Annotated in this window: 21 protein-coding genes; 12 read left to right on the forward strand and 9 right to left on the reverse strand. The window is 71.3% G+C overall.

Annotation, left to right across the window (positions count from 1 at the left end):
* Positions 1–29: 29 nt before the first annotated feature.
* Together ACWDZ4_RS08960 and ACWDZ4_RS08965 are read left to right on the forward strand one after the other, a co-directional pair.
* Positions 30–245 (forward strand): hypothetical protein, encoded by a 216-nt coding sequence (locus ACWDZ4_RS08960; RefSeq protein ID WP_451507748.1) that lies wholly within the window; start codon positions 30–32, stop codon positions 243–245.
* A gap of 145 nt (positions 246–390) precedes the next feature.
* Positions 391–1560, forward strand: a complete 1170-nt coding sequence (locus tag ACWDZ4_RS08965) for a cysteine desulfurase family protein (protein WP_451507749.1) — start codon at positions 391–393, stop codon at positions 1558–1560.
* A gap of 23 nt (positions 1561–1583) precedes the next feature.
* Here ACWDZ4_RS08965 and ACWDZ4_RS08970 read toward each other — a convergent pair whose 3' ends face one another.
* Positions 1584–2264 carry an N-acetylmuramoyl-L-alanine amidase gene (locus tag ACWDZ4_RS08970; RefSeq protein ID WP_451507750.1) on the reverse strand — a complete coding sequence of 227 codons (681 nt, stop codon included), beginning with the start codon at positions 2262–2264 and terminating at the stop codon, positions 1584–1586.
* Positions 2265–2318: 54 nt separating this feature from the next.
* Between ACWDZ4_RS08970 and mnmA the strand changes: the two genes are divergently transcribed.
* Positions 2319–3446: a tRNA 2-thiouridine(34) synthase MnmA gene (mnmA, locus tag ACWDZ4_RS08975; RefSeq protein ID WP_451507751.1), complete on the forward strand. Its 1128-nt coding sequence runs from the start codon at positions 2319–2321 to the stop codon at positions 3444–3446.
* 24 nt (positions 3447–3470) lie between these two features.
* Here mnmA and ACWDZ4_RS08980 read toward each other — a convergent pair whose 3' ends face one another.
* From ACWDZ4_RS08980 to ACWDZ4_RS09000, 5 genes are all read right to left on the reverse strand, one after another.
* Entirely contained in the window at positions 3471–4247 is a 777-nt protein-coding gene (locus ACWDZ4_RS08980; RefSeq protein WP_451507752.1) for a hypothetical protein, read from the reverse strand.
* Positions 4231–5823, reverse strand: a complete 1593-nt coding sequence (locus tag ACWDZ4_RS08985; RefSeq protein WP_451507753.1) for a substrate-binding domain-containing protein — start codon at positions 5821–5823, stop codon at positions 4231–4233. The genes ACWDZ4_RS08980 and ACWDZ4_RS08985 overlap by 17 nt, the downstream gene beginning before the upstream one ends.
* Positions 5823–6977, reverse strand: coding sequence for a hypothetical protein (locus ACWDZ4_RS08990; protein ID WP_451507754.1), 1155 nt, complete (start codon positions 6975–6977; stop codon positions 5823–5825). Before ACWDZ4_RS08990 ends, ACWDZ4_RS08985 begins: the two co-directional genes overlap by 1 nt.
* Before the next feature lie 253 nt (positions 6978–7230).
* The gene (locus ACWDZ4_RS08995; RefSeq protein WP_451507755.1) at positions 7231–8010 is read right to left on the reverse strand and encodes an alpha/beta fold hydrolase; all 780 of its coding nucleotides are present in this window, start codon (positions 8008–8010) and stop codon (positions 7231–7233) included.
* A 52-nt stretch (positions 8011–8062) separates the two neighbouring features.
* A complete protein-coding gene (locus tag ACWDZ4_RS09000) occupies positions 8063–8395 on the reverse strand; it encodes a DUF427 domain-containing protein (protein WP_451507756.1) in 333 nt (110 codons plus the stop codon).
* 82 nt (positions 8396–8477) lie between these two features.
* Here ACWDZ4_RS09000 and ACWDZ4_RS09005 point away from each other — a divergent pair, with 82 nt between their 5' ends.
* The 5 genes from ACWDZ4_RS09005 to ACWDZ4_RS09025 all read left to right on the forward strand — a co-directional run bounded on the left by ACWDZ4_RS09005 (position 8478) and on the right by ACWDZ4_RS09025 (position 15414).
* Positions 8478–9041, forward strand: coding sequence for an LOG family protein (locus ACWDZ4_RS09005; RefSeq protein WP_451507859.1), 564 nt, complete (start codon positions 8478–8480; stop codon positions 9039–9041).
* A 15-nt stretch (positions 9042–9056) separates the two neighbouring features.
* Positions 9057–9746, forward strand: coding sequence for an SDR family oxidoreductase (locus ACWDZ4_RS09010; RefSeq protein WP_451507757.1), 690 nt, complete (start codon positions 9057–9059; stop codon positions 9744–9746).
* On the forward strand, positions 9743–10759 hold the full coding sequence (locus ACWDZ4_RS09015) for a methionine synthase (RefSeq protein ID WP_451507758.1): 1017 nt from the start codon (positions 9743–9745) through the stop codon (positions 10757–10759). The genes ACWDZ4_RS09010 and ACWDZ4_RS09015 overlap by 4 nt, the downstream gene beginning before the upstream one ends.
* Before the next feature lie 33 nt (positions 10760–10792).
* The gene (ligA, locus tag ACWDZ4_RS09020) at positions 10793–12976 is read left to right on the forward strand and encodes an NAD-dependent DNA ligase LigA (RefSeq protein ID WP_451507759.1); all 2184 of its coding nucleotides are present in this window, start codon (positions 10793–10795) and stop codon (positions 12974–12976) included.
* Between the two features lie 293 nt (positions 12977–13269).
* Positions 13270–15414, forward strand: a complete 2145-nt coding sequence (locus ACWDZ4_RS09025; RefSeq protein WP_451507760.1) for a putative bifunctional diguanylate cyclase/phosphodiesterase — start codon at positions 13270–13272, stop codon at positions 15412–15414.
* On the opposite strand, the gene ACWDZ4_RS09030 is transcribed toward ACWDZ4_RS09025, so the two are convergent.
* The 3 genes from ACWDZ4_RS09030 to ACWDZ4_RS09040 all read right to left on the reverse strand — a co-directional run bounded on the left by ACWDZ4_RS09030 (position 15411) and on the right by ACWDZ4_RS09040 (position 17276).
* Positions 15411–15710 carry a hypothetical protein gene (locus ACWDZ4_RS09030; protein ID WP_451507761.1) on the reverse strand — a complete coding sequence of 100 codons (300 nt, stop codon included), beginning with the start codon at positions 15708–15710 and terminating at the stop codon, positions 15411–15413. The genes ACWDZ4_RS09025 and ACWDZ4_RS09030 overlap by 4 nt on opposite strands.
* A 17-nt stretch (positions 15711–15727) precedes the next feature.
* Positions 15728–16858: a hypothetical protein gene (locus tag ACWDZ4_RS09035; protein WP_451507762.1), complete on the reverse strand. Its 1131-nt coding sequence runs from the start codon at positions 16856–16858 to the stop codon at positions 15728–15730.
* A gap of 64 nt (positions 16859–16922) precedes the next feature.
* The gene (locus tag ACWDZ4_RS09040) at positions 16923–17276 is read right to left on the reverse strand and encodes a hypothetical protein (protein ID WP_451507763.1); all 354 of its coding nucleotides are present in this window, start codon (positions 17274–17276) and stop codon (positions 16923–16925) included.
* A gap of 236 nt (positions 17277–17512) precedes the next feature.
* On the opposite strand from ACWDZ4_RS09040, the gene gatC reads away from it, so the two are divergent.
* The 4 genes from gatC to gatB are packed head-to-tail and all read left to right on the forward strand — an operon-like array spanning position 17513 to position 21085.
* Positions 17513–17809 carry an Asp-tRNA(Asn)/Glu-tRNA(Gln) amidotransferase subunit GatC gene (gene gatC / locus ACWDZ4_RS09045; RefSeq protein WP_015036350.1) on the forward strand — a complete coding sequence of 99 codons (297 nt, stop codon included), beginning with the start codon at positions 17513–17515 and terminating at the stop codon, positions 17807–17809.
* A gap of 6 nt (positions 17810–17815) precedes the next feature.
* Positions 17816–19318, forward strand: coding sequence for an Asp-tRNA(Asn)/Glu-tRNA(Gln) amidotransferase subunit GatA (gene gatA, locus ACWDZ4_RS09050; RefSeq protein WP_451507764.1), 1503 nt, complete (start codon positions 17816–17818; stop codon positions 19316–19318).
* Positions 19319–19323: 5 nt separating this feature from the next.
* A complete protein-coding gene (locus ACWDZ4_RS09055) occupies positions 19324–19557 on the forward strand; it encodes a hypothetical protein (protein ID WP_451507860.1) in 234 nt (77 codons plus the stop codon).
* A 16-nt stretch (positions 19558–19573) separates the two neighbouring features.
* The gene (gene gatB / locus ACWDZ4_RS09060; protein WP_451507765.1) at positions 19574–21085 is read left to right on the forward strand and encodes an Asp-tRNA(Asn)/Glu-tRNA(Gln) amidotransferase subunit GatB; all 1512 of its coding nucleotides are present in this window, start codon (positions 19574–19576) and stop codon (positions 21083–21085) included.
* The last annotated feature ends 422 nt before the right edge of the window (positions 21086–21507 follow it).

Here is a 21507-nt window from a genome sequence, read left to right on the forward strand (position 1 = left end):
GGGCGGGCTGTTCGCGCAGGATGGGCGCCGTGGAATCAGAACGGCTGCTGTCGGTACTCCTGCTGTTCCGGACGGCGGTGGACCCGGCCTTCGGCCCGGCCCCCGAGGCCCGCTCGCTGCCGGCCTTCGGCGAACGGGTGGAGGTGGTGTCGCCGGAGGAGGTGCGCGGGGAACTGGCGAGGGCGGCGGAGGTCCTGAAGCTGTACGGGACGGACGGGCTCCCGCGGAGTCCCTCCGGCGATTGAGGAGCGGGGCCGGGGGAGCCCCGGTTCGGGAAGGGACAGGCAGGGGAGAAGCCCCGCAGGACACCCCGCCCGCACCCGCCCGCGCCCCCGCATCCTGCCGGGCCGGGGCCGCGCGCTCCGGGGGACTCGTAGAATCGACCGCACCATGGCTTACCTCGACCACGCCGCGACCACCCCGATGCTTCCGGAAGCGGTCGGGGCGATGACCGCCCAGCTCGCCGTCACCGGCAACGCCTCGTCCCTGCACGCCGCCGGCCGACGGGCGCGGCGTACCGTCGAGGAGGCCCGCGAGACCCTCGCCGAGTCCCTCGGCGCCCGGCCCAGCGAGGTGGTCTTCACCGCGGGCGGCACCGAGGCCGACAACCTCGCCGTCAAGGGCCTGTACTGGGCGCGGCGCGACGCCGACCCGCGCAGGACCCGCGTGCTGGCCAGCCCCGTCGAGCACCACGCGGTGCTGGACGCCGTCCACTGGCTGGGCGAGCACGAGGGCGCGACCGTCGAGTACCTGCCCGTCGACGCGTACGGACGGGTCCATCCCGAAGCGCTGCGCGCGGCCGTCGCACGCGACCCCTCAGATGTCGCCCTGGCCACCGTCATGTGGGCCAACAACGAGATCGGCACCGTCATGCCGGTCCGCGAACTGGCCGACGTGGCAGCCGAGTTCGGAGTGCCGCTGCATGCCGACGCGGTGCAGGCGTTCGGGCAGCTGGAGGTCGACTTCGCCGCCTCCGGGCTCGCCGCGATGACCGTGTCCGGGCACAAGATCGGCGGCCCGTACGGCATCGGCGCGCTGCTGCTCGGCCGCGAGTACACCCCCGTACCCGTGCTGCACGGCGGCGGACAGGAGCGGCACGTGCGCTCCGGCACCCTCGACGCCCCGGCCGTCGCCGCCTTCGCGGTGGCCGGCCGGATCGCGGCCGGGCGGCGCGAGTGGTTCGCCCGCGAGATCGGCGGCCTGCGCGACGACCTGGTCGCGGCCGTGCGCGCCGCCGTCCCCGAGGCGATCCTCGGCGGCGACCCGTCCCCGGGCGGCCGGCTGCCGGCCAACGCCCACTTCACCTTCCCCGGCTGCGAGGGCGACTCCCTGCTCCTGCTCCTCGACGCGCAGGGCATCGAGTGCTCCACCGGGTCCGCCTGTACGGCCGGAGTCGCCCAGCCCAGCCACGTCCTGCTGGCCACCGGCACCGATCCCGACCTGGCCCGCGGCACGCTCCGCTTCTCGCTCGGGCACACCTCGACCACCGAGGACGTGACGGCGGTGGCGGACGCGATCGGCCCGGCGGTCGAGCGGGCGCGTACGGCCGGTCTCGTCTGAGAGCGGGCCGCTCCGCTCCCCGGTCACGTCGTGACGGGCGGGCCGCCCGCCAGCTCCTCCCGCACCAGCCGCAGATAGCGGTCCCAGTCCCAGTGCGGGCCCGGATCCGTGTGGTCGGTGCCCGGCACCTCGACGTGGCCGATGATGTGCTCCCGGTCGGCGGGTATCCCGTACCGCCGGCATATCCCGGCGGCGAGGCGGGCCGACGACCGGTACATCACGCCGGTGAAGTCCTCCGGCCGGTCGACGAAGCCCTCGTGCTCGATGCCGACGCTCCGTTCGTTGTACGAGCGGTTCCCGGCGTGGAAGGCGACGTCGAGCTCCCGCGCCATCTGCGTGACATGCCCGTCCTTCGCGCGCACGATGTAGTGCGCCGCGGCCGCGTGCAGCGGGTCCTTGAAGACGCGCACGGCCGAAGCGAAGCTGCCCTGCGTCACGTGGATCACGATCCGGTCGATGGAGTAGTCGTCGGGCCGGTCGGCGGTCCGCAGGTTCGCGGCCGACGCCGCCACCCAGCGGGCGCCCGTGTGATCCACCTCTCCCTCCGTGCGCTGCTTGTCGACGCCCGGCACGAGCCACCACAGCCGGGACAGCTCCTCCCCGAACACGGCGGCCGTCCCGCCCACGACGGCCGCGCCGCCCCCGATGAGCAGGGCGCGTCTGCTGGGCCCTCTGCCCGTGCCTGCCGGCCTCTTGTGTTCCATGAGCCTGATAACGCTTTCGGCCCTGTCGGTGGTTCCGTCTACCCTGGGAGAGCTATGACTGAGACCCCGCGCCGCCTCCGTGTCCTCGCCGCCATGTCCGGCGGGGTCGACTCCGCCGTTGCCGCTGCCCGAGCCGCCGAGGCCGGACACGACGTGACCGGCGTACACCTCGCCCTGTCCGCCAACCCGCAGTCGTTCCGCACCGGCGCGCGCGGCTGCTGCACCATCGAGGACTCGCGCGACGCGCGCCGGGCCGCCGACGTCATCGGCATCCCGTTCTACGTCTGGGACCTCGCCGAGCGCTTCCGCGAGGACGTCGTCGAGGACTTCGTCGCCGAGTACGAGGCGGGGCGCACCCCCAACCCCTGCCTGCGCTGCAACGAGAAGATCAAGTTCGCGGCGCTGCTCGACAAGGCGCTCGCGCTGGGCTTCGACGCGGTGGCCACCGGCCACTACGCGACCGTCGTGCTGAACGAGGACGGCAGCCGCGAGCTCCACCGCGCCTCCGACATGGCCAAGGACCAGTCGTACGTCCTCGGGGTCCTCGACGAGCGGCAGCTGGCGCACGCGATGTTCCCGCTCGGCGACACCCTCACCACCAAGGACGAGATCCGCGCGGAGGCCGAGCGCCGGGGCCTGGCGGTCGCGAAGAAGCCCGACAGCCACGACATCTGCTTCATCGCGGACGGCGACACCCAGGGCTTCCTGGCGAACCGCCTCGGCGGCAAGGCGGAGGGCGACATCGTCGACGAGTCGGGCACCAAGGTGGGCACCCACGAGGGCGCCTTCGGCTTCACCATCGGCCAGCGCAAGGGCCTGCGCATCGGTCACCCCGCCCCCGACGGCAAGCCGCGCTACGTCCTGGACATCTCCCCGGTGAACAACACGGTGACGGTGGGCCCGGTCGAGGCCCTCGACGTCACCGCCCTCACGGCGATCAAGCCCCGCTGGTGCGGCACGGCTCCGGCCGGCAGCGGCACGTACACGGCCCAGCTGCGCGCGCACGGCGGCGAGACGGAGGTGACCGCCGAACTGGTCGACGGCTCGGAGCTCCGGGTCACCTTCACCGAGCCGGTGCGCGGCGTCGCGCCCGGCCAGGCGATCGTGCTGTACGACGGCACGCGCGTGGTCGGCTCGGCGACCATCGCGGCGACGAGCCGGGCGACGGCCGCCCTGGCCTGATCCGGGGCCGCGTCCCGCGCCGCCCTACCGGAAGATCGCCATGGCCTGTACCTCCAGCACGCCGTCCTCGGTGTTCCAGTCCTGCACCTTGCCCAGGCAGCGGGCCGAGAACGTCCCCCGCGGGACCTCGTTGCGCAGCCCCTCGGTCGCGCAGGTGACCCGCACCCGCGGCCCCCGGGAAGGGTCCTCGGGGTCGCCGTAGGGGGCCAGGAACACCGTGGACTCCGGTGATTCGCTGATCTTGCGGAACCGGCCGCGTATCAGCACGAAGTCCTCGATGTCGCGCAGCCGCACGGTCTGCGGGGAGGGCGACGCGGCCGGGGGCCGGTCGGCGAGCGCCCGGGTGAGTGCCGCGTTGCGCCGTATCGCCCCGCCCGCCAGGTCGACATGGACGATGACGTTCTTCTCCTCCAGAACGTCCATGATGACGCCGATGACCGAGATGGGTTCGGCGACCTCCATGTACTTGCTGACGATCTCGCTGTTGTCCTTGCGGCCCGCGCCCGCGCTCAGCCCGAAGACCTTGGCGCGGATGGTGCCGTCCGCGCTGTCACTGGTCCGCTGCTCCACCTCCTTGCGCAGCGCCGCGGCGTACCCCCGCATCTGGTAGTGGTCCATGACCGAGCGGTCGTGGAGGTAGAAGCAGATGCTGTACGTCAGGGTCTGGTCGCGATCGCGCCTGACGCGGACGAGCCACAGCACCGCCAGGACGAGCAGAGCCGCCGCTCCCGAGGCGGTCAGCAGCCACAGGAGCATCCAGGGCCACCACACGCCCCACCACGCCTCAGTCAGCACACCCACGGATCTCCTTGAAGGCGCTCTTGAGGGACCGGCCGGTGGCGTCGACCATGCGGCCGCCCGTCGCCCGTGCCCCCCGGTCCAGTTCCCCGGCGTCGGCCTCGCCGTAGCGGATCGTGTACGTGCGTACGGCCCTGGCCTCCTGCGGCAGTCGGGCATGGCGGCGGATGAACGCGTCCAGGCCCATACCGGTGTTGTTCTCCCCGTCGGTCATCAGGACGATGGAGAGGGTGCGCCCGGGGTGCTCGCGGGCGAGCACGGCCGCGTCGCGGTAGGCGCGGTCGAGCGAGGACCAGATGGCGGTGGCGTCGTCGAATTCGCCGGACGCGACGAAGCCGCGCAGCCGGTCCAGGTCGGAGGGGTCTTCGTAGGTGATGCTCCGTCTGTCCAGCACGCTGCCGCCGAACCGCATCACGGTGAGCGTCTCGCGCTGGTAGAAGCGGACGAACTTGCCCGAGCGCGAGTCGTCCGCGCCGGCCAGCGCGTCGAAGGTGTCGCGCAGCTGGGCGATCCGCTTGCCGCGCATCGACGTCGAGAAGTCGAGCAGGAAGATCACCTGCGAGGAGCGGTCGCGCTCCGGGTCCCCGTAGTCGGCCAGGAGCCGGTCGACGACCTTCTGGTCGTCGGGGAAGTACAGCGCGTTGCCGACGGGCTCGCGCAGCGGCGCGCTGCGGGGCACGGCCGGATCGATCGGCCGCCGCAGGGTGCGCTCCATGATCCGTTTCTGTACGGGTTCGCTGCGCAGCCACTCCACCAGCGTGTCGTACGCGGCGCGCTGGGCCGGGTCGAGGAGCAGCAGCGGGTAGTCGGACAGGACCATGCCGTCCCTGGGATAGACGATCTCCAGCGGTTCGCGCAGTCTGCCGCTGCTGTTGAGCGCCAGAAGTTCGGACTCGTACGTGATGAGGGCGTTCAGCTCGCCCTGACGTGCCGCGAAGCGGTCGGCGAGCTCGGCGGAGGCGTCGCTGACGAGCGCGTGTCCGGCGAAGAAGCCGCGCAGCCGGTCGCAGGAGACGTCGTCCGGACGCAGCGCGGTGCCGGTCCCCGCCGCGGCGGTCGCGACTCCGACGAGCGCCGCGAGGCCGCTGTTGGTGTGGCGCGGGTCGGCCATCCCGAACCGCAGCGATCCGTCGGCCGCCGCGTCGGCCGCGTCGGCCCAGGAGATCTGGCCGTCGGGCGCCTTCTCGCGCAGCCGCTCGGCCGTCCCGCGCCGCATGCCGATCACGACGGGCGAGCGCATGATGCTGGTGGCCAGGGGCTTTTCGCCACGGTCGCCGTTCGCCCTGGACCTGAGCAGGAAGTAGCGGTCGGAGGAGAGCCAGGCCAGGTCGTGCCGGTGGCCGCCGGGTCCGGCGAGCTCGTTGCCGGCGTCCACCGTGCCCCGGTAGTCCATCTCCAGCGAGATCCCCGTCTCGCGGCGCAGCTCGTCGAGCACGGGCTTCATGTCGGCGAGTTCCGAACTGGCCAGCACCCGCAGCGTCACGGGCTCGGGGCGGTCGTCGGAGCAGGCGGCCGGCGCGAGCAACAGGGACACGAGGCACAGCGCGACCAGGCCGGCGGGGCCGCGGCGCGCGCCCATCACGGCCGTCCGGGCACGACGTCGGCCGCGGGACAGCCGCCGATGTTCGAAATCATCCGCTCCAGGTAGCGCAGCCGGGGCATGGCCGACCTCGTGGCGTCGCCGGAGAGGGCGGGGACGGGGATCTCGTGGTCCTGGAGAAAGGCGCTGAGCTGGTCGCCCGCGACCTGGCCCGAGGGGTCGAGTATGCGAAAGCCCAGTTCCATCGCGCGGCGCCGCAGCCGCGGGTCGTTCGTGATCAGCTCCCCGAGCCGGTCGCCGTCCTTGTTGAGGGCGATGAACTGCGGCTGGGTGACGAACTGGCCGGACGGATAGAGCAGCACGCGCTGCGGGTCGAGCTTCTTCGCGTCCGCCCTGTACCGGACCTGGTAGGCGAGGTACTGGTGCTCGTACGCGACCACCACGGGGGCGATGTTCTTGCCCTCGGGCGAGATGTAGGTGCGGAAGACGTCGGCGGCCGGCAGCCCCTGCTCCATGAGGTGGCGGATGGCGCGGGCCCGCTCGTCGGCCTCCCGGTCCGAGTCCGGCACCTCGTCGCCGTCGCCGCGCCAGGTGAAGGCGACCAGGGCCAGGTAGGTGCCGGCCGAGTTGGAGCCGCAGACATCGGGGGTCTGGACGACGATCCTGTTGGCGTTGGCGAGGTTGTGCCGCCGTATCCCGATGTCGTTCCAGCGGCGCTTGTCGTGGATGTGCCGCAGGAACTTCGGCATGTCCAGCGCGTAGTAGTACGGCTCCTCCGCCCCCGGGCCGCGCTGCGGCTTCGCGATGCCCGCGTCGGCGAGCGTGTCGGCGTACTCGCGGTAGGTGGCCAGCACGATGGGGCTGACGAACGGCCGGTACACCTTGGCGTACTGGTTGTCCGCCGCGCGCTCACCGGTGATCAGGTCACCGGCCGGCTGCCCGGACGGGAACACGAAGTCGTACGAGTCGGTCTCGCGCACGGCGACCTCGCGCGATCCCGAACTGGTGATGTGCACCCGTATGTGATGCTTCAGCAGAAGGCGCTGGACCTCTTCGTCCTCGAAGAAGTCCCGCTTGGAGGCCATCTTGCCTTCCAGTGTGATGATCCGTTCGGCGGGAAGCAGGATGTTCCCCGACACGGCCAGCGCGGCCGTTCCCGTCAGCACCACCGCCAGCAGCGGCAGGAACGTCACGAGAAAACTGCGCCGCGACCGGGCCGAGCGCGATGCGCGTCTGATGCCCAGCCGCGGTTCTTCGACTGTCTGTCTTTCCCCCACCACCACAGACGCCTCCCCCGCCGATCCCCGGCTCACGCCCTGCACACCGTCGCGCCTGTGGATGACTTCCCGCGGAACCTTCGGCCAACGCCCGGGGAACACTGTGCCACCGGTCCGCGGCAGTCTTCCGCTGAACTCCGCGTCAGCTGGGCGGAACCGGACGCTCCGCTCACGCCGCGAAGAACTCCCGCAGCACCGGGGCCAGTACCTGCGGGGCGACGTCGTGGACCTGGCCCGTCAGGGTGCGGTGCCTGCCGCAGCGCACCGCGCCGGCGACCCGCCGGGCGGCCTCCCGCATCACGTGCGGGCTCGCGCCGCCGTCGACGACGAGCACCGGCGCTCTGACGGACGCCAGCCGCTCGGTCGGCACCGTGCCGTCGCCCATCACCGCGTCGTCGTACGCCAGGGTCGGCGCCACCGCCTCCAGCTCCGGCCACATCGGTGCCCTGCGCACCTGCGCGACGACCTCGGGCGGCATACCGACCACCGACAGGAAGAGCTCGGCGGCGCCCCCGCGGTCGCCGGCCGCGAGGAGTTCGCCCAGCCGCGCCGAGTACCGCGACTTGGCGGCCCTGTCGTCCGGCCCGACGACGGTGAAGGGAGGCTCGTACACGGCGATCCTGTCGAACGGCACCCCGGCGGCGGCGGCCTCCAGGACCAGCGCCCCGCCCGACGACATGCCGTACACCGACACGGGCCCGCGCTCCTCCTCGACCAGGGCCGCCAGGTCCTCGGCCTCACGCGCGACCGCGTAGGGCGCGGTGTCCCCGCTGCCACCGCGGCCGCGCCTGTCGTACGTGACGACGCCGAAGTACGGTGCGAGCAACGCCGCCAGCGGGATCTCGGCGGTACCGGTGCTGAACGCACCGCCGACCAGAATCAAGGGCGGCCCCTCGCCCCGCCGTTCGCAGGCGATGGGCGTGCCGTCACGTGAAATCACTTTGGTCATGAGGTGCTGACCGGCCGGCGCCCCGGAACTCATCGCTCCCGGGAAAAAAATCTCAGTCCGTACCGACGACCTCCGTCTCGTAGAAGCAGAAGTGGCCCTTCACGGCTGCCACTTCCGGCTTCGGGTCGGGATAGGCCCACACCAGATCCGCGGCGTCCGGCAGCGACCAGTACGACGCGTCGCCCTTGAAGGGGCAGTGGGTGCGCCGGTCCGAAGGCGTCAGCAGATCGGTCCTGACGTCCTCGGGCGGGAGGTAGTAGCGCACCGGCAGGCCGGTCTCGCGCAGCAGCAGCGGGCGGCGGCTCTCCGCCAGCACCTGTCCGCCATGTGTGACACGTACATGCTCGGTTCCCTGCTCGACGGTGATGCGGTGTCCTGCGGTCACGGGCGATCCTCTCCTCGGTCCTGGTGGTGCGACAGCCGTCTCACACTCCAGCATCCGTGCGGCGTAGGTTCTTCCCATGGCACTGAACATCTGCGTCTTCCTCTCCGCCGCCGACCTCGACGAGCGCTACACGCGCCCCGCCCGCGAATTCGCCGAGCTGCTCGGCAGGGGCGGCCACACCCTGGTCTGGGGCGGTTCGGAAGCCGGCCTGATGAAGGTCGTCGCGGACGGTGTGCAGGAAGGGGGCGGGCGGCTCGTCGGCGTTTCGGTGGAGTTCCTGCGCGCCGCGGCGCGCGAGAACGCCGACGAGATGGTGATCGCCAAGGACCTCGCCGAGCGCAAGGCGCTGCTGCTCTCCAAGTCCGACGCGGTCGTCGTCATGGTCGGCGGCACCGGCACGCTGGACGAGGCCACCGAGATACTGGAGCTGAAGAAGCACGGCCTGCACACCAAGCCGGTGGTGCTGCTCAACACGGCGGGATTCTACGACGGCCTCAAGCAGCAGTTCCAGCGGATGGACGAGGAGGGCTTCCTGCCCCTTCCCCTCACCGACCTGGTCTTCTTCGCGGAGGACGGCGTGGCGGCACTGGCCTACCTTGAGGCGGTGACATCAGCGGCTGCCGCCGCGGGCGCCGGGGTGCGGTGATGCGAGCATGGGCCCATGGCTACACATGTGATCACCGGAGCGGGCTCGGGCATCGGCGCCGCCGTCGCCCGCCGCCTGCACGAGCGCGGCGACGACGTCGTCCTGATGGCCCGCGACGCGGGCCGCGCCAAACAGCTCGCGGGGGGCCTCCCCGGCGCCCGTACGCTCGTCGGCGACCTCTCCAATCCGGACCGGCTCTCCTGGGCGTTCTCCCACCAGCCGATGCCGGAGCGGGTGGATTCGCTGCTGCACATCGCGGGCGTCGTCGACCTCGGCCGGATCGGCGACCTCGGCACCCGCGCCTGGCACAGCCAGCTGAACGTGAACCTGATCTCCCCGGCCGAGCTGACCCGGCTCTTCCTGCCCCAACTCCGCCTCGACAAGGGCCACGTGGTCTTCGTCAACTCGGGCGCCGGCCTCGCCGCGCATGCCCAGTGGGGCCCGTACGCAGCGAGCAAGCACGGTCTGAAGGCCCTCGCCGACGCGCTGCGCCAGGAGGAGCACGAGAACGGCGTGCGCGTCACCTCGGTCTACCCGGGACGTACCGCCAGCGCCATGCAGGAGAGGGTCCACCACCAGGAGGGCAAGGAGTACGACCCGACGCGGTGGATCGACCCCGAGTCGGTCGCGACGACGATCCTCATGGCACTCGACCTGCCGCGCGACGCGGAGGTCAACGACCTGACGGTGCGGCCGGGCCGATGAGCGGGACCACCGACCGCACGGGCGGATACACGTGGGGCCCGGCGACCGGCGTCGGTTCGATGCCCGGCGGGGACGCGCGGGAGGCCGCGAAGACCGTCACCGGCAGCTTCGAGGACTTCCCGTACCTGGCGGAGCTGCCCGCGCGCGGCCCCGGGGCCGACATGATCGGGCGGACCGCCGGGATGCTCGTCGAGATGTACGTCCACCTCGAACCCAGCGGCTGGCGGTTCAGCGACCGGCCGGGACGCGACACGCGGCGGGCGCGGTCCTGGCTGGGGGAGGACCTCGACGCGCTGGAGGAGTTCACGCAGGGGTACACGGGGCCGCTCAAGGTGCAGGCCGTCGGACCGTGGACGCTGGCGGCGGGGCTGGAGCTGCGCGGCGGCGAGGCGGCGCTGGGCGACCCGGGCGCGGTCCGGGACCTCGCGGGCTCGCTGGCCGAGGGGCTGCGCGCGCATCTGGCGGAGGTGCGGCGGCGGATGCCGGGCGCCCAGGTGGTGCTCCAGCTCGACGAGCCGTCGCTGACGGCCGTACTGCGCGGGCAGGTCAGGACCGCGAGCGGGTACCGGACGTACCGGGCGGTGGACCGCCAGGCCGTCGAGGGAACGCTGCGGGACGTGATGGGGGCCGCCGACGGCCCGGTGGTGGTCCACTCCTGCGCGCCGGACGTGCCGTTCGCCCTGCTGCGCCGGGCCGGCGCAGCAGGGGTCTCGTTCGACTTCTCACTGCTCACCGAGCGTGACGAGGAGGTGATCGGTGAGGCGGTGGAGGGCGGTACGCGGCTGTTCGCCGGAATCGTGCCGGGCACCGACACGGCGTTGTCGGACCCGGCCGGTAGCGTCATGGGTGTCAGGACGCTGTGGCGCAGGCTGGGGCTGAATCCGGGGACTCTCGCCGAGTCCCTGGTGATCACTCCGTCGTGCGGGCTCGCGGGGGCTTCCCCCGCGTATGCGCGCGCGGCGCTCGCACACTGCGCCCGGGCGGCGAGATCACTCGCGGACAACCCTGAGTAACGGGGACGGGACCGGAAACGGGAGGACAGGACGATGGCTGGCGAACAGCAGGCGGCGGTGCCCGCGGAGGCACGGGAGCGGCACGCACAGCTCGCCGAGCAGATCGAGGAGCACCGCTTCCGGTACTACGTGAAGGACCAGCCGGTCATCAGCGACGCGGAGTTCGACAAGCTGCTGCGGACGCTGGAGGCGCTGGAGGAGGAGTACGCCGAGCTGCGCACGCCCGACTCGCCGACCCAGAAGGTCGCGGGAGCGTATGAGACGGACTTCACCGCCGTCCAGCACCGCGAGCGCATGCTCTCCCTCGACAACGCCTTCGACGACGAGGAGCTCACGGCCTGGGGCGAGCGCGTGGCGAGCGAGCTGGGCGCCGTGCCGTACCACCTGCTGTGCGAGCTGAAGGTGGACGGCCTCGCGGTCAACCTGACGTACGAGAAGGGCCGGCTGACCCGGGCCGCGACCCGGGGCGACGGGCGCACGGGCGAGGACATCACGCCCAACGTCCGTACGATCGCGGACGTCCCGGAGCGGCTGAAGGGCGACCGTGTCCCGGACCTGGTCGAGATCCGCGGCGAGGTCTACTTCCCGATGGAGAAGTTCCAGGAGCTGAACGCGCGGCTGGTGGCGGCCGAGGACAAACCCTTCGCCAACCCGCGCAACGCGGCGGCCGGTTCGCTGCGGCAGAAGGATCCGAAGGTCACCGCGGGCCGCCCGCTGCACATGGTGGTGCACGGCATCGGGGCCCGCGAGGGCTTCGACATCGACCGCCTGTCGCAGGCGTACGAGCTGCTGCGCGAATGGGGCCTGCCGGTCGCGCGGCACAACAAGGTCGTCGAGGACCTCGCGGGCGTACGGGAGTTCATCGCGTACTTCGGCGAGAACCGGCACTCCGTGGAGCACGAGATCGACGGCGTCGTCGTCAAGCTCGACGAGATCCGGCTCCAGGGGCGGCTCGGCTCGACCTCGCGGGCGCCGCGCTGGGCCATCGCCTGGAAGTACGCGCCGGAGGAGGTCAACACCAAGCTGGTCGACATCCGGGTCGGCGTGGGGCGGACGGGGCGCGTGACGCCGTACGCCCAGGTGGAGCCGGTCACGGTCGCCGGTTCCGAGGTCGAGTTCGCCACCCTGCACAACCAGGAAGTGGTGAAGGCCAAGGGCGTACGCATCGGGGACACGGTGGTGCTGCGCAAGGCGGGTGACGTCATCCCCGAGATCCTGGGGCCCGTGGTCGACCTGCGGGACGGCGGCGAGCGGGAGTTCGTGATGCCGTCCCAGTGCCCCGAGTGCGGTACGCCGCTGAAGGCCATGAAGGAGGGCGACATCGACCTCCGCTGCCCCAACGGCCGTTCCTGCCCCGCGCAGTTGCGGGAGCGGCTGTTCTACCTGGCCGGCCGCAAGTGCCTGGACATCGAGAACTTCGGGTACGTCGCGGCGGCCGCGCTCACCCGGCCGCTGGAGCCGGCCGAGTCGCCGCTGCGCGACGAGGGCGACCTCTTCGACCTGAAGGTGGAGCAGCTGCTGCCCATCAAGTCGTATGTCCTGGACCAGGATTCGGGACTCCCCAAGCGGGACCCGAAGACGGGCGAGGAGAAGGTAGTGACGTTCTTCGCCAACCAGGAGGGCGAACCGAAGAAGAACACCCTCGCCATGCTGAAGAACATCGAGGCGGCGAAGGAGCGACCGCTGGCCCGGGTCATCACCGGGCTGTCCATCCGCCACGTGGGGCCGGTCGCGGCGGAGGCGCTGGCCCGTGAGTTCCGTTCGCTGGAGCGGATCGAGCAGGCGACACAGGAGGAACTGGCCGCCGTGGAGGGCGTCGGTCCCACCATCGCCGCCTCGCTCAAACAGTGGTTCGAGGAGGACTGGCACCGGGAGATCCTGCGCAAGTGGCGGGCGGCCGGGGTGCGGATGGAGGAGGAGGGCGCCGGTGAGGACCAGGGGCCCCGTCCGCTGGAGGGCCTCACGGTCGTGGTGACCGGGACCCTGCAGAACCACACACGGGATGGCGCGAAGGAGGCGCTCCAGAGCCTCGGTGCGAAAGTCACCGGATCTGTCTCGAAGAAGACCGGGTTCGTGGTGGTCGGTGACAGCCCGGGCTCGAAGTACGACAAGGCCATGCAGTTGAAGGTGCCCGTCCTCAACGAGGAGGGATTCGCCGTCCTTTTGGCCCAGGGTCCGGAAGCAGCCCGTGAAGCGGCTGTGCCCGCCGAGGAGTAGGCGTGGCGCCGGGCGGGGAAAGGGCTGGTGAGAGGGGAAAGAACCGCAGCCGGTATCACCCGTTCAGTGCATAGCAGACGGACAAGGGCGGCTGGGTCGCATTCGGGCAACAGCGGTGGACCGCTGCCCGCGAGAGCCTTCTGCGGCCTACTGTTGGGATGTGCGCCTGTCGTGCGCGGCTGCGATGAGGTGTCCCCTGCTCATGAAGGGCGTGGGGAAGGTTTTTCCGTCGTGGTGGCATGACAACGGAGCCACCGCGTGGCACGGGCACCGCCGGCTGTGAGAGGGACGCAATGAAACCGACCGAGAGTGCCGATCCGGCCTCACGGCTGCGGCGGTGGGCAGGCACCCCGAGGGTGCTGCCCGCCGCCGTCGTGACACTGGCCGCCCTCGTCCTGGCCACCGGGGTCTTCGGTGCCGTGACGGGGGACCGCGCGCTGTTCCCCGACGGCGAGGTGGGCTGGTCCCTCGCGCTGCTCACCGGAGTCATCGTCGGCCACCTGGTCGCCCTCGGCCGCGACCGGTGGTGGGGCGGCACGGGCTCCGGCGCCGCGCTCACCCTCGCCGTCCTGATGCTGTACGGCTGGGTGCCCGCCGGCCTGGTCAGCCTGGCCGTCGTGGTGCTGGTCGGCATGGCCCGCAGGCACCGCTGGCGGCAGGGGCTGCTGCACGGCGCGGTGGACATCCTGGGCATAGGCGCCGCGGCGCTCGTGCTGGCCGTGTTCGGCGACGTACCGACCGTCGAGAGGCCCTGGAATCCGCTGGAGTGGGGGGTGGGGGCGGTCCCGGAGGTCGCCCTGGCCGCCCTGGCGTATCTCGCCCTCACACGCGTCCTGCTCTGGTACGTGCTGGCGCCGAGGAGCGGACGGCTGCCGTCGGTCGCCCGGACGGCCCTGCACCGGCAGGGGCTCGTCGCGGTCGCCCTGCTCGGCATCGCACCGCTGATCTGTGTGATCGCGGTGGCGCTGCCCGTCCTGCTGCCGCTGTTCGCCGTACCGCTGATCGCCCTGGACTCCACCCTGTGGATAGCCAGGGCGAGGGCGGAGGAGCAGCTGCGGGACCCGCTGACCGGGCTGCCCAACCGGCAGTGGCTGCTGGAGCGGACCTGGCCCGCGCTGGAGGAGGCCGAGAACACCGGCACCAGGACCGCTCTCGTCCTGATAGACCTCGACCGCTTCAGGGCGGTCAACGACACGCTCGGTCATCTGGCGGGCGACCGGTTACTGCTCCAGATAGCCGACAGGCTGCGGCTGGCGCTGCCGCGCGGGGCGGAGGCCGCGCGGCTCGGCGGCGACGAGTTCGCGGTCCTGCTCCCGACCGCCGATTCGACGACCAGTGCGCAGCGCGTCGCCAGGCACCTGGTGGCCGAGCTCTCCTCACCGCTCGATCTGGACGGCCTGACGCTCGTTCTGGAGGCCAGTGCGGGCGTCGCCGTCTTCCCCGACCACGCGCTGGACGCGGAAGGGCTGCTGCGCCGGGCCGACGTGGCGATGTACCAGGCCAAGCGGGACCGTACGGGCGTCGAGGTCTACGAGTCCAAGCGCGACAGCAACACACCGGACCGGCTCGGCCTGCTGGGCGACCTGCGGCGGGCGCTGGACGCGAGCGAGGTCGAGCTCCACTACCAGCCGAAGGTCCGCTTCGACGGGCAGGTGGCCGGCCTGGAAGCGCTGGTCCGGTGGGTGCACCCGGAGCGGGGGCGGGTCCCCCCGGACGAGTTCATCGCCATCGCGGAGTCGTCGGGCCTGATGCCGCACCTGACGGAGTACGTCCTGGAGACCGCGCTCGCGCAGGTCGCGCGCTGGCGGAAGCAGGGGCTGAACACCCCGGTGGCGGTGAACGTGTCGCCGCGCGACGTGCACACGCCGGGGTTCGCCGGCGCGGTGGCGGCGCGGCTGGCCCGGCACGGTGTCCCCGCCGGCTCCCTCCAGCTGGAGATAACGGAGCACGTGCTGCTGGAGGATCCGCAGCGGGCGGCCGACACGCTGGCCGGGCTGACCGGGCACGGCGTGAAGATGTCCCTGGACGACTTCGGTACGGGCTACTCCTCCCTGGTCCACCTCCGCCGGCTCCCGGTGAGCGAGCTCAAGATCGACCGGTCGTTCGTGGCCCGGCTCGCGATCGACAACGAGGACGCCGAGATCGTCCGCTGCACGGTCGACCTCGCCCACTCGCTGGGCCTGCTGGTGGTGGCCGAGGGCGTCGAGGACGACGAGACGTGGGAGCGGCTGCGGGACCTGGGCTGCGACGCGGTGCAGGGCTGGCTGGTGGCGGCGGCGATGCCGCCGGACGAGGCGACGGCGTGGCTCCTCGCCCGCGGCGAGCGGGGCTGGCACCGCCAGGTCGACCTGGACCGGGTCGCAGCGGCGGCCCTGGAGGAGGCCCAGCGCCCGTCCTCGGCTCCGTCCCCGGCACCGTCCGGCCAGGTGGTGAACTAGCTGCGGCCGGCGCCCTGAAGGAGCTCGATGGCGGCGATCAGCGGGAGGGGCGCAAGGGCCAGGGCGCCCGCCCCCCAGGCGAGGCCCGCGCGGATCTCGCGCTTGGCGCGGATGCCCAGGTACGCCGCGACAGGCGGCAGCACGCACAGGGCGAGGAAGCTCATGTGCCAGCCCTCTTCCTTGGTCAGGAACCACGCGAACAGCAGGCAGCCGGGTGTCCACCCGACGGTCAGGTCGCGCACGCGGGTGAGGAACAGCTCAAGAGCGTCGGGGCTGTCGCCGAACATGAAAGACATGGGTGATTCCTCCGTCTCTAGACTGCGCGGTGGTCGTAGCCGCCCGAACTGACCTCGGGGAATCCGTCCGCCGCGGAGAAGCCGTGCATCGCCGTGGTCATGGCCAGGGCGATGGCACTCAAGGCGGTCGCCATCGCGTCGAAGGCCTTGGACGCCTCGACCCACAGCGCCATGATCCGCAGGGCCTGTGCCGCCGCCAGGGCGAACATGGCGGCCGACGCGACCTGCCCGCCGACCGGAATCACGTTGACGGCCTGGGCGGCGGCCAGGTTCACCAGCCAGATGACCAGGAGGTCGCAGAACGCGACGAGGAAGGACTTCAGGAATTCGGCGAACTGGAACGCCATCTGTGCGGCCTGCTTGTAGCAGCCCTCCAGGGAGTCGAAGGCCGCTTTGATCTCGGTGAGTTTCCCGGCGAACTCGTCGAAGTAGATCCTTGCGGCGTCCGAAGCGTTGCCGGCCCAGCTCAGGCCGACGTTCCCGTTGCCCTTCTTCAGGTTGGCGGCCACCGCGTCGCAGTACGCGCCGAGAGCGCCCCACACGTCGGCGCAGTCGTTGTACTTGTTCCAGTCTCCGACCACCCAGTTCGTCACTTCGCCGAACGGGTCGAACCCGAAGAGCAGCTTGGACGCCTCCACCGCCATGGCCGACGGGCTGCCCAGGTCGAGGACGGAGCCGAGGGACTTCTGGACCGGGCTCATGGTGTACTCGTCGGCGTGCCCCTGGCCGTAGGCGACCAGCGGGTTGGTGCTGTCGGCGGGCTTCTTCAGCAGGTCCGCGGCGTCGCTCGCGTCGGAGAAGTCCTGTGCGTTGCCGCCGTCCGGGCTGCCGCCCGCTCCTTTGGACCCCGGATAGGTGGCGTCCATTTTCGCCGCTACGCCGCTGTCCGTCTCGCGGTAGTACCTGGCGGTCCTGGCCAGCTCCTGCTGCGAGGATTCGAGGACCTTCTGCACCTTCCGCAGAGCGCTCTTGGCGTCGGCCACGTACTTTTCGTGATCGCCCGTGACCACGTCCCAGAGCGCCCCGCCCGCCATGTTGTCGATCTGCGCGTTGGCCGTGTACGAGACAGCCTTCGTACTGCCGTCGGCAGCACGCCCCACCAGCTTCGAAAAGCCGTCGATCGCGCCCGGCTCCACCCGAAAGTTCACTGCTTGCTCCTGCCCCTGAAAGACACGTGGTTTTCCGGGGCCTTGTCCCGCGCCCCACAGCCGCTCAGTACAGCGACCAGCCCCGGCTGTCGTGGCGGGACTTCCTGCCGCCGTCGCCCGGCGCCGCGCGCCGCTCCTCGTCGATCCGGCTCTGCTCCTCGGCCATGCTCCGCTCGCCCTCGGCGGCGAGCGCCTCGCGCTCGGCCTCGGAGAGCGCAGCCCACTTCTCGGCCATGGGGGCCGCCTGCGCGACGAGCTGTTCGGAGTAGGCCGACACGTTCACCGCGTCCCGAAGGCTCGTACGGCCCGAAAGGACCTCCTGCGCCATTTCCCTGAGGGCGTCCCCGCCCCGTCCCGAGGCGAGCTCCTCCAGGGACTTGCGCAACACTCTCGCCCGCGCGGGGTCCTGCTGACTCATCTCGAGCATTTCGGATTCGTCGACTCGCCTCGTCGACTCCGGGCCCTCGGCCACGTGCCCTCCCGCGCGTAGATCACCACATCATGACCGGTACGAAGCTACCTACTCTCCGGTCACTCCCTCAATGCGCTGCCGTCACAGAGGTGTCACAGGGCTGCCGTTTCGTGGGCAGGGGTCCGCGCCCCATAGGATTGGGCCAAACCAAAACCCACACACTCACCCCAGAGGATCGCTGCATGCCTGGCATCACGCGCGAGGAGGTCGCCCACCTCGCACGGCTGGCGCGTCTGGAGCTGAAGGGCGAAGAGCTCGATCACTTCGCCGGTCAGCTCGACGACATCATCGGCGCGGTCGCCCGCGTCTCCGAGGTCGCCGACCAAGACGTACCGCCGACCTCCCACCCGCTGCCGCTGACCAACGTCATGCGCGCGGACGAGGTCCGTCCGTCGCTCACCCCGGAGCAGGCCCTCTCCGGGGCCCCCGCCCAGGAGCAGCAGCGTTTCAAGGTGCCGCAGATCCTGGGGGAGGACTAAACCGTCATGACGGACCACACGCACATCATCAAGCTCACCGCCGCCGAGACCGCCTCGAAGATCGCTTCGGGTGAGCTCACGGCCGTCGAGGTGACCGAGGCCCACCTGGCCCGTATCGACGCCGTCGACGAGAAGGTGCACGCCTTCCTGCACGTCGACCGCGAGGGGGCCCTGGCCCAGGCACGCGCCGTCGACGCGAAGCGGGCGAACGGCGAGGAGCTCGGCCCGCTGGCCGGCGTACCGCTCGCGCTCAAGGACATCTTCACCACCGAGGGCGTCCCGACCACCGTCGGATCGAAGATCCTCGAAGGCTGGATCCCGCCGTACGACGCCACGGTCACCCGGAAGCTCAAGGCGGCCGACGTCGTCATCCTCGGCAAGACCAACATGGACGAGTTCGCCATGGGGTCCTCCACCGAGAACAGCGCGTACGGCCCGACCGGCAACCCCTGGGACCTGACCAAGATCCCCGGCGGCTCCGGAGGCGGCTCCTCCGCCGCCCTCGCGTCGTACGAGGCGCCCCTGGCCATCGGCACGGACACCGGCGGCTCCATCCGCCAGCCCGCCGCCGTCACCGGCACCGTCGGCGTCAAGCCGACGTACGGCGGCGTCTCCCGCTACGGCATGGTCGCGTTCTCCTCCTCCCTCGACCAGGGCGGCCCCTGCGCCCGTACGGTCCTGGACGCCGCGCTCCTGCACGAGGTCATCGCCGGGCACGACCCGCTCGACTCGACCTCCATCGACGCCCCGGTCCCGCCGGTCGTCGAGGCCGCCCGCAACGGCTCCGTCGCCGGCATGCGCGTCGGCGTCGTCAAGCAGTTCCGCGGCGAGGGCTACCAGGCCGGCGTACTCCAGCGCTTCGACGAGTCCGTCGAGCTGATGCGCGGACTCGGCGCCGAGATCGTGGAGCTGGACTGCCCGTCCTTCGACCTCGCCCTCTCCGCGTACTACCTCATCGCCCCCTCCGAGGCGTCCTCCAACCTGGCCCGCTTCGACGCCATGCGCTACGGCCTGCGGGTCGGCGACGACGGCACGAAGTCCGCCGAGGAGGTCACCGCCCTCACCCGTGAGGCCGGCTTCGGCGACGAGGTCAAGCGCCGGATCATCCTCGGTACGTACGCGCTCAGCTCCGGCTACTACGACGCGTACTACGGATCCGCCCAGAAGGTCCGTACGCTCATCACGCAGGACTTCGAGAAGGCGTTCGAGAAGGTCGATGTGATCGTCTCGCCGACCACGCCCACCACCGCCTTCCCGATCGGCGAGCGCGCCGACGACCCGATGGCGATGTACCTTGCGGACCTGTGCACGATCCCGACCAACCTGGCCGGCAACGCCGCCATGTCGCTGCCCTGCGGCCTCGCGCCCGAGGACGGCATGCCGGTCGGTCTCCAGATCATCGCCCCCGCCATGAAGGACGACCGCCTTTACAAGGTGGGCGCCGCCGTAGAGGCCGCCTTCGTGGAAAAGTGGGGCCACCCGCTGCTTGAGGAGGCACCGTCGCTGTGAGCCCCATGCCCATCAAGGCCAAGGGATTCAAGAATTCCAAGGCCGGTACGTACCTGTCGATCGGCTCCACCGCCTTCGGCGCGATCAGCGTCGTCAAGCAGGCCCGTATGGCCCGCAAGGACAATGACACGCTCCGTCTCGTCGACGCCGTTGTCTCCGCCGCCGCCATTGTCACCGGCCTCTCTCTGCTCTACCGCGAGCTGAAGAAGCTCGGCGACGACGACGTCCTGCTGGGCTGAGAGGGAAAGTTTCACCGTGACCGTCACTGAACTGGTGTCGTACGAGGACGCGCTCGCGTCCTACGACCCCGTCATGGGCCTGGAGGTCCATGTCGAGCTCGGCACAAAGACGAAGATGTTCTGCGGCTGCTCCACGGAGCTCAAGCAGGACGCCAACAGCCAGACCTGCCCCACCTGCCTGGGTCTGCCCGGCTCGCTCCCGGTCGTCAACGCGATCGGCGTCGAGTCGGCCGTCAAGATCGGCCTCGCGCTCAACTGCGAGATCGCCGAATGGTGCCGCTTCGCCCGGAAGAACTACTTCTATCCGGACATGCCGAAGAACTTCCAGACCTCCCAGTACGACGAGCCGATCGCCTTCAACGGCTACCTGGACGTCCAGCTGGAGGACGGCGAGATCTTCCGCGTGCAGATCGAGCGCGCCCACATGGAGGAGGACACCGGCAAGTCGCTGCACGTCGGCGGCGCGACGGGCCGTATCCACGGCGCGTCCCACTCCCTCCTGGACTACAACCGGGCCGGCATCCCGCTCATCGAGATCGTCACCAAGCCGATCGAGGGCGCGGGCGAGCGGGCCCCCGAGGTCGCGAAGGCGTACGTCGCCGAGCTCCGCGAGCTCATCAAGGCGCTCGGTGTCTCCGAGGCGCGCATGGAGCAGGGCCAGATGCGCTGCGACGTGAACCTCTCGCTGCGGCCGCACGGCCGCGAGGAGTTCGGTACGCGCTCCGAGACGAAGAACGTCAACTCGCTGCGCTCGGTGGAGCGCGCGGCCCGCTTCGAGATCCAGCGGCACGCCGCGGTTCTCGACTCCGGCGGCACGATCGTCCAGGAGACCCGGCACTTCCACGAGGAGGACGGCTCCACCACGGCCGGCCGCATCAAGGACAACGCCGAGGACTACCGGTACTTCCCGGAGCCCGACCTGGTCCCCGTGGCCCCCTCGCGCGAGTGGGTCGAGGAGCTCCGCCGGGGCCTGCCCGAACTGCCGCGGGTGCGCCGCAACCGCCTGCGCGAGGAGTGGGGCGTCGGCGAGCACGACATGCAGTCGATGCTGAACGCCGGTGCGATCGACCTGATCGTCGCGACGATCGGGGCGGGCGCGGACGCCGCTTCGGCGCGCAAGTGGTGGATGGGCGAGCTGGCCCGCAACGCCAACGAGTCCGGCCGCGACCTCGCGTCACTGCCGATCACGCCCGAGCAGGTCGCCCGCGTCACCGCCCTGGTGAAGGAGGGCTCGCTCAACGACAAGCTGGCCCGCCAGGTCATCGAGGGCGTCCTCGCGGGCGAGGGCGGCCCGGACGAGGTCGTCGAGAAGCGCGGCCTGAAGGTCGTCTCGGACGAGGGCGCGCTGTCCACGGCCGTGGACGAGGCCATCGCGGCCAACGCCGGCATCGCGGACAAGATCCGCAGCGGCAAGGTCGCGGCGGCGGGTGCGCTGGTCGGCGCGGTCATGAAGGCCACGCGCGGCCAGGCGGACGCGGCGCGCGTGCGCGAGCTGATCCTGGAGAAGCTGGGCGTGAGCGAGGGCTGACGCCCGTACGCCTGTTCCGTACGCCGAAGGGGCGGCGCACCGGAAGCATCCGGTGCGCCGCCCCTTCGGCGTACGGAACAGGCGCACCCCCGGGCGTCGGACTGCCGCGCGAGGGTGAGGCCGATGCCGGGCCCGAGGCCCTGACCGAAGGCGAGCTGCGCACCGAGGTCGATGACCGTCTTCCTGGCGGTCTCCTCGCCACCGGCCACCGGGAGGAACAGCCGGCCGCCGCCCAGGGTGCCCGCCCCGAGGGCGGAAGCCGTCACGGTGTTGAACGCCTTGACGATTCTGGTGCCCGGCAGCGTCACGGCGTTCCGCTCGCCGGCCGATGCGGTGTGACGCCGATCCGCCGGACGAGCGCGGTGTGCCCGCCGTGCTCACCGACGAGGGGCGCACCGTCCTGGAGGGGGCCGCTCCCGGTC

Source organism: Streptomyces sp. NPDC003016 (assembly GCF_053591455.1).